Annotated in this window: 4 protein-coding genes; all 4 read left to right on the top strand. The window is 72.1% G+C overall.

The window, feature by feature from the left end; translation table 11 throughout:
- Nucleotides 1-77: 77 nt before the first annotated feature.
- Nucleotides 78-1,376, top strand: coding sequence for a phenylacetate--CoA ligase PaaK (gene paaK / locus IF55_RS32075; RefSeq protein ID WP_030890633.1), 1,299 nt, complete (start codon nucleotides 78-80; stop codon nucleotides 1,374-1,376).
- Between the two features lie 138 nt (nucleotides 1,377-1,514).
- A complete protein-coding gene (locus tag IF55_RS39570; RefSeq protein ID WP_157854561.1) occupies nucleotides 1,515-1,658 on the top strand; it encodes a hypothetical protein in 144 nt (47 codons plus the stop codon).
- 204 nt (nucleotides 1,659-1,862) lie between these two features.
- Nucleotides 1,863-5,144 (top strand): lantibiotic dehydratase, encoded by a 3,282-nt coding sequence (locus IF55_RS32080; RefSeq protein WP_078645608.1) that lies wholly within the window; start codon nucleotides 1,863-1,865, stop codon nucleotides 5,142-5,144.
- The gene (locus IF55_RS32085) at nucleotides 5,141-6,655 is read left to right on the top strand and encodes a lanthionine synthetase C family protein (protein WP_157854563.1); all 1,515 of its coding nucleotides are present in this window, start codon (nucleotides 5,141-5,143) and stop codon (nucleotides 6,653-6,655) included. Before IF55_RS32080 ends, IF55_RS32085 begins: the two co-directional genes overlap by 4 nt.
- The last annotated feature ends 168 nt before the right edge of the window (nucleotides 6,656-6,823 follow it).

Here is a 6,823-nt window from a genome sequence, read left to right on the forward strand (position 1 = left end):
CATGCCGGGGCCTCCTGGTTATTTGATCGGAGACACGGCGACCGAATGATCGGTCGGTTCGATGGGGCGGTGATGTCATGACGGGTCCGCGGGACCTCCTCGACGGCGCGGAGCGGATGTCGCGCGAGGAGCTGGAAGCCCTCCAGTTGCGGCGGATGCGCGCGACGCTGCGCCATGCGTACGAGAACGTCGACTTCTACCGGCGCGCGTTCGACGCGGCGGCGGTGGCGCCCGAGGACTGCGCGTCGCTCGCCGACATCGCGCGCTTCCCCTGCACCGTCAAGGCGGATCTCCGGGAGAACTACCCGTTCGGCATGTTCGCCGTCCCCGAGTCCGACATCCGGCGCATCCACGCCTCCAGCGGCACGACGGGACTGCCCACCGTCGTCGGCTACACGGAGCGCGATCTGGAGACGTGGGCCGAGGTGGTGGCCCGGTCGCTGCGCGCCGCCGGCGCCCGGCCGGGCCACAAGGTCCATGTGGCGTATGGCTACGGACTGTTCACCGGCGGCCTCGGCGCGCACTACGGCGCCGAGCGGCTCGGCTGCACGGTGATTCCGGCGTCCGGCGGCATGACCGCGCGCCAGGTACGGATCATCCAGGACTTCCGCCCCGAGATCATCATGGTGACGCCGTCCTACATGCTCACCCTCCTCGACGAGTTCGAGCGCCAGGGCGTCGATCCGCGCAGCACGTCCCTCAAGGTCGGCGTCTTCGGGGCCGAGCCGTGGACGGAGGAGATGCGCCGCGAGATCGAGGAGCGGTTCGCCATCGACGCCGTGGACATCTACGGCCTCTCGGAGATCATCGGCCCGGGCGTGGCGCAGGAGTGCGCGGCGACCAAGGACGGGCTGCACGTGTGGGAGGACCACTTCTACCCGGAGATCGTCGACCCCATCACCGGCGAGGCGCTGCCCGAGGGCGCCCACGGCGAGCTGGTCCTGACCTCGCTGACCAAGGAGGCCATGCCGGTCATCCGCTATCGGACCCGCGATCTCACCCGCCTGCTGCCGGGCACGGCCGCCGCGCCCTTCCGCCGGATGGAGAAGGTCACCGGCCGCAGCGACGACATGATCATCCTGCGCGGGGTCAACCTCTTCCCCGCCCAGGTCGAGGAGATCGTGCTGCGCACCCCCGGCATCGCGCCGCACTTCCAGCTCCGGCTGACGCGCGAGGGCCGCATGGACCACTTGACCGTACGGGCCGAGGCGCGGCCCGGTGCGACGCCCGAGCAGCGGACGGAGGCGATCGGGCTGATCTCCTCCGGCGTGAAGGACGGCATAGGGGTGTCGGTAGCGGTCGAAATCGTCGACCCGGAGACGCTGGAGCGCTCGGTGGGCAAGTTCAAACGCATCGTGGACGCCAGGCCCTCGTAGGCGGGGAGCCGGTGCCCCGTGCGGGGTGGCTGGAGTGACGCGCGGGTCTTGTAGATGCCCCAGGCACCTGTCACTCTCCACATGTTGGCCGATCTTGTCGGTCAGTACGTGCCATCCCGTTCGATATCAGGAGGAACCATGCTCGACCATGACCGTTCCCAGGACATATTCGACTTGGACGTACGCGAGATCGTGGACCCGAACGAGACCACGATGCCTGTGGCCATGACCCAGACCGAGGCCGTGACGTGCCCTCAGACGTGTGCGTGGACGTGCGCGTAAAGCGCTTTTCCTTGTCTGTGAACCGATGAACGCGTGCATCGATGAACGCGTGAACCCGTGGGCCTGATTACTCAACTGTGACCAGTGGGCCTGGGGTGAACGGGAGGCGGCTGCCTGTGTTACAGCGGGAGTCGTCTCCTCGTTCGGCCTTGTCGTTGTTGTCGATGTTGTCGATGGTGTCGACCGAACGCCGAAGAGAGCGACGTGCCTGACTGGATCTCCTTCTCATGCGCCGGTGTTGTGCTGCTCCGTGCTCCGGCCCAGTCCTTGCGTCACGCCGCGGTCACTCACGCCGACATCGTGGAGGGCGACGCGGACGAGATCTCCGAGAGTGTGGGGTATCTGCGTTCGCTGGCCCGCGACGAGCTGTTGCGGGAGGCGGTGGGGGTCTCCAGTCCGTCTCTGGCGCGTCGTTGGGATGAGATTCTGCGCGGGGAGAAGGGGCGCGCTTCCGACGTGCGGCGGGTGGTGCGCGCGCTGACCGCGTACCGGTTGCGGATGGCGACGCGGTGCACGCCGTTCGGGCTGATGGCCGGGGTCGCGGTGGCGCGATTCGCGGACACCGCGGAGTCCGCTCGGGTGCGTGTGGGCACGGCGCACCGCAAGTCGGTGCGGCTGGAGCGGGGCTGGATCAGGGCGCTCGCGGCTTCCTGGACCACGAGGGCGGAGGTGCTGAACGAACTCCGGGTATCGGCCAACAACTTGTGTCGTGTGCGCGGCGACCGTCTCGCGTTGTCGTATCTGCCTCTGGAGGATCAGAGCGGTGAGGCCGCCGCCCCGCAGGAGGGGGTGCGCGAGGTCAACGTCCGTCACACCGAAGCGGTGCGGGCCGCGCTGGAGGCGGTGCGGGACAGGCCGTTGCGCTACCCGGAGCTGAGGCGGCGGTTGGCCCAGCGGTTCCCCGCGGCCCCGAGGGGCGCGGTCGACCGCATGCTGGGCGAGCTGATCAGAAAGGAATTCCTGCTCACCGATCTTCGCCCACCGGCGGAGACGCCAGACGCGGGGCGGCACGTACTGGACGCTCTCGCCGCTGTGGACCCTTCCGCGTTCCCGGACCCGGCCGCACTGGGCGATGTCGTCCGTTCCCTCTCCGACTACGCGGCCGCGCCGCTGGGGCAGGGTCACAGCGCCTGGCGTGACATCGTCTCGCGGATGCACCGGCTGCGGCCCGCGCAGCGGGGTGTGCAAGTGGACCTGGCTCTGGACGCGAGCGTGCGGCTACCGCCCGCGGTGGCCGCGGAGGCCGAGCGGGCGGCGGACCTCCTGTGGCGGCTCGCCCCGGACTCCCCCGGTTCCACGGCACTCGGCGAATACCACAGGGAGTTCGTGGAGCGTTACGGCACGGGGCGGGCCGTTTCCGTGACGGAGCTGCTGGACCCCGACGCCGGGCTGGGCGCGCCCGCCGGGTATGCGCAGCCGCCCAGTACGCGTACCGCGCCGCCGGTGCCGTCCGACGCCACCGAGCGGGACCGGCTGATGATGGAACTCGCCCAGGAGGCGCTGCTCTCCGGCGCCGACGAGGTCGTGGTCGATGAGGACGTGATCGAGCGAGCAGCCCGGTTCACCGGCGGCGCCCAGGAGCGGCGGCCGCCATCGGCCGAGCTGTTCGCCCAGCTTCTGGCGACCTCGGTGGAGGCGCTGCGGGAGGGGGAGTTCCGGCTGGTCCTGACGGGCGGCGCGGTGGGTTCGGCTGTCTCGACGTTCGGCCGGTTCGCCTACCTCCTTCCCGACGAGCCGCGGGCCTCGCTGGCCCAACTGGCCGAGGCGGGCGGCGGCGGGGACTCGGCGCCGGACGCGCTGCGCGCGCAACTCGTGTTCCAGGCCCGCCACGGCCGCGGCGACAACGTGGCCCAGGTCCCGCGGCTGCTGGAGCACATCGTTCCGGTGGGTGTGTTCGCCGACGCCTCCGAGCCCGGCACGCTGCCGCTGGAGAACCTCGCCGTCACCGCCGGTCCGCGGCGGCTGCGGATCGTGGAGACCGGCAGCGGCCGGGAGGTGCTGCCGACCGTGCTGCACCGGCTCAACACCCACTCCCTGGCCCCCAACGCCGTACGCCTGCTGGCCGAGATCGGCCGGGGCGAGGTCCGCGGCGTCCACTGGGACTGGGGTCAGGCCGGGAACCTGCCGTACGTACCGCGAGTGCGCTACGGGCGCGTCGTCCTCGCTCCGGCACGCTGGCGCCCCTCCGAGGCCGTCCGGGACCAGGACGCGCCGTTCGGCGAATGGGCCGACGCGGTGCACGCGTGGCGCAAGCGCTGGCGGGTGCCCGACCGGATCTGCTCGGTCTACACGGACCAGCGCCTCGAACTCGACCTGACCCGCCCGCTCCATCTGCGGCTGCTGCGGCACGAGTTGAAACGCCGCCCCGCCACCGTGGTGCAGGAACTGCTGGACCCGGACGGGTCGGGCGCGGGGTGGCTGACCGGCCCGGACGGCCCGCACCGCAACGAACTGGTGATCCCTCTGGTGGCGCGGCCGGCCCCGGACGCGCCTGCCGAGCGGCCCGCCGCTCCGCCCCTCCGGGAACCGGGCCGGCGGGAACCAGCCGGCCCCTCGCCCCGGCGGCAGCACGACTTCGCACACGCCCCGGGCGGCGAATGGCTGTACGCCACCGTCCACTGCACCGCCGCCCGGCACGACGAACTGCTCGCGCGCTCCATGAACTCCCTGCTCGCCGGGGTGCCCGAGGAGGTGGACCGCTGGTTCTTCATCCGGTACCGGGACCTGGACGACCACCTGCGGCTACGGTTCCACGGCACGCCCGAGGCGCTGTCCTCGGAGGTGCTGCCGCACCTGCACCGCTGGGCCGCCACGCTCCGCGCGAACCGCCTGATCCGCGGCTTCGACCTGCACATGTACGACCCCGAGCTGGAACGTTACGGAGGCCCGGAGGCCATCGCGGCGGCCGAACGGTTCTTCCACGCCGACAGCACCGCGGCCCTCGAAGCGCTCGCGCTGCGGGAATCAGGCCGCCTCTCCCTGGAGCCCGTACTGATCGCGGCAGCCGGGCAGGCACACCTCGCCCGCACCTTCTGGAGCGCGTACGACACCGCGCACGGCACCGTGTACGACGGCCCGTACGACACCGCGCCCGGCTTCCCGAACGGCCGCGAGCCCTCCTGGATCTCGCGGGTCCTCGACACCGTCCCCCGCGGTGCGATGCACCGGGCATTCCAGGAACGCAGGCGCGAAGCCCTCGATCTGGTCGACGCCGGCGGAAGCTGGGAGGGGCTGCGCGCCCGCCCCGGGGGCGAGGAGCTGCTGGCCGCCTGGCAAGCTCGCGCGGCGGCCCTGACCGACTACGCGCACATCCTGCGCGACCTCGGCGACCGCGGCTGGACACCGGCCACCTCCGTATTCCTGTCCCTGCTCCACATGCACCACAACCGGCTCATCGGCATCAACCCCGAGGCGGAGCAAGCCGCGACGGCGATCATGCGCGGAGCCCTGCAAGCCCACCGCGACCACGTCAGGAACACCACGTGACCGCCGCCGGCGAAGTGAGCGCCGCACGACCAGGAGGAGCGGCGACCGGGGCACGGGCGGCCGGAGCGGAGCCGGCGGGGACAGGAGAGGCCAGGTCAGGGACCGCCGGGAAGCTGCGCGCCATCATGGACGACCTGGCCGAGCGGCTCATCGACCCGGAGTACGTGGCGGCCGCCGCGACCGCGCCCGGGAACGTCGACCAGCATCCCGGCAGCCCGCAGGCGAGTCCGCCGTGGCGCCCGCTGGGGCTGGGCGAGTCTCACGCCGGCGTCGCCCTGCTGTGCGCCGAGCTCTCGCACCACGACAGCCGCCTGCGGCGTGCCGCGCACGCGCATTTGGCAGCCGCCGCCCGAGGGCTGCGCCGGCCGGCCGGAGCGGGGCTGTTCGGCGGCACCGCCTCCCTCGCCTTCGCCGCCCTCACCTCCCGGCACGGCGACGACGACTACGCCGACCTGCTCGCCACCCTCGACGCCCAGGTGACCAACCAACTGCGCGCCCTGCTCTCCCAGGAGGCGCAGCGGCTGGCCGCACGCCGTCCCGGCGTCGACATGCACAGCTACGACGTCGTCTCCGGCGCCACCGGACTGGGGCGCTATCTGCTGCTCCGCGGCGACGCACACCGGCCCCTGCTCAGCGACACCCTGGCCTACCTGGTCCGCCTCACCGAACCCGTGACCGCGCACGGACGTCAGGTGCCGGGCTGGTGGGTCCCGACGAAGCCGGGGGCCGGGCCGGAGTATCCCCGCGGCCACTTCAACCTCGGGCTGGCGCACGGCATCAGCGGCCCCCTGGCCCTGCTCTCCCTCGCCTGGCGGCAAGGCGTACGCGTGCCCGGTCAGCGGAGGGCCGTCATCCGCATCGTCGACGACCTCGTCGGCCGACGGACCGCGCACGGCCTGTGGCCCGGCCCCGTCGACTTCGATGCCTTCGATGCCTTCGACCCCTCCGACGCTCCCGCCCCCTCCGACCCCTCCGACCCTTCCGACCCTTCCGACGCTTCCGACGCTTCCGACGCTTCCGACGCTTCCGGCAACGGACACGACACACAGGCCCACCAGGTGCCCAGAGTCGCCTGGTGTTACGGGACTCCCGGGACCGCCCGCGCGATCCAGCTCGCCGGCCTGGCCATGGAGCGCGCCGACTGGCAAGACCTGGCCGTCGACGCCATGGCGGCGGCCCTCGGGCGGCCGGTGCGGGAGTCCGTGTCCGACAGTTCGCTGTGTCACGGCTGGGCGGGCGTGCTCCACGTCGCCGGCTTGATGGCCCGGGACAGCGGAAGCCGCCGGCTCGCCGGCCGACTGCCCGCGCTGGCCTCGTCCCTGGGGTCCGCCTACCGGCCCGGCGCCCCCTTCGGATACGTCTACAACCACGCCGTCCTCGGCCCCGGAGTCCGGAACGCAGTCCATCGCGCGGGCTTCCTGGAGGGCAGCGCCGGCATCGCCCTCGCCCTCCACGCCTACCTCGGGGACCGCCCCGCCTCCCCCTGGGATGCGGCCCTGCTCGTGGCATGACGCCAAGGCGAAGCCTCGGACAGCCCCAACGCTCCCTCAGAGCAGAGGGCTTCCTGCGGACCGCCCGCCCGTTATGTTTTCCGCGGCTCCGCAATGGGGCCGCTGGCCTCCGGGTCCGGCATGACTGTTGCCCCCTGTCGAAGGGATGACCTGGGGGGTGGTGTCACC

It is taken from the genome of Streptomyces varsoviensis (assembly GCF_000718635.1).
GTDB lineage: Bacteria > Actinomycetota > Actinomycetes > Streptomycetales > Streptomycetaceae > Streptomyces > Streptomyces varsoviensis.

Coding starts and splice junctions, on each gene's coding strand:
- paaK (WP_030890633.1), top strand. CDS start 78: ATGACGGGTCCGCGGGACCTCCTCGACGGCGCGGAGCGGATGTCGCGC.
- IF55_RS39570 (WP_157854561.1), top strand. CDS start 1,515: ATGCTCGACCATGACCGTTCCCAGGACATATTCGACTTGGACGTACGC.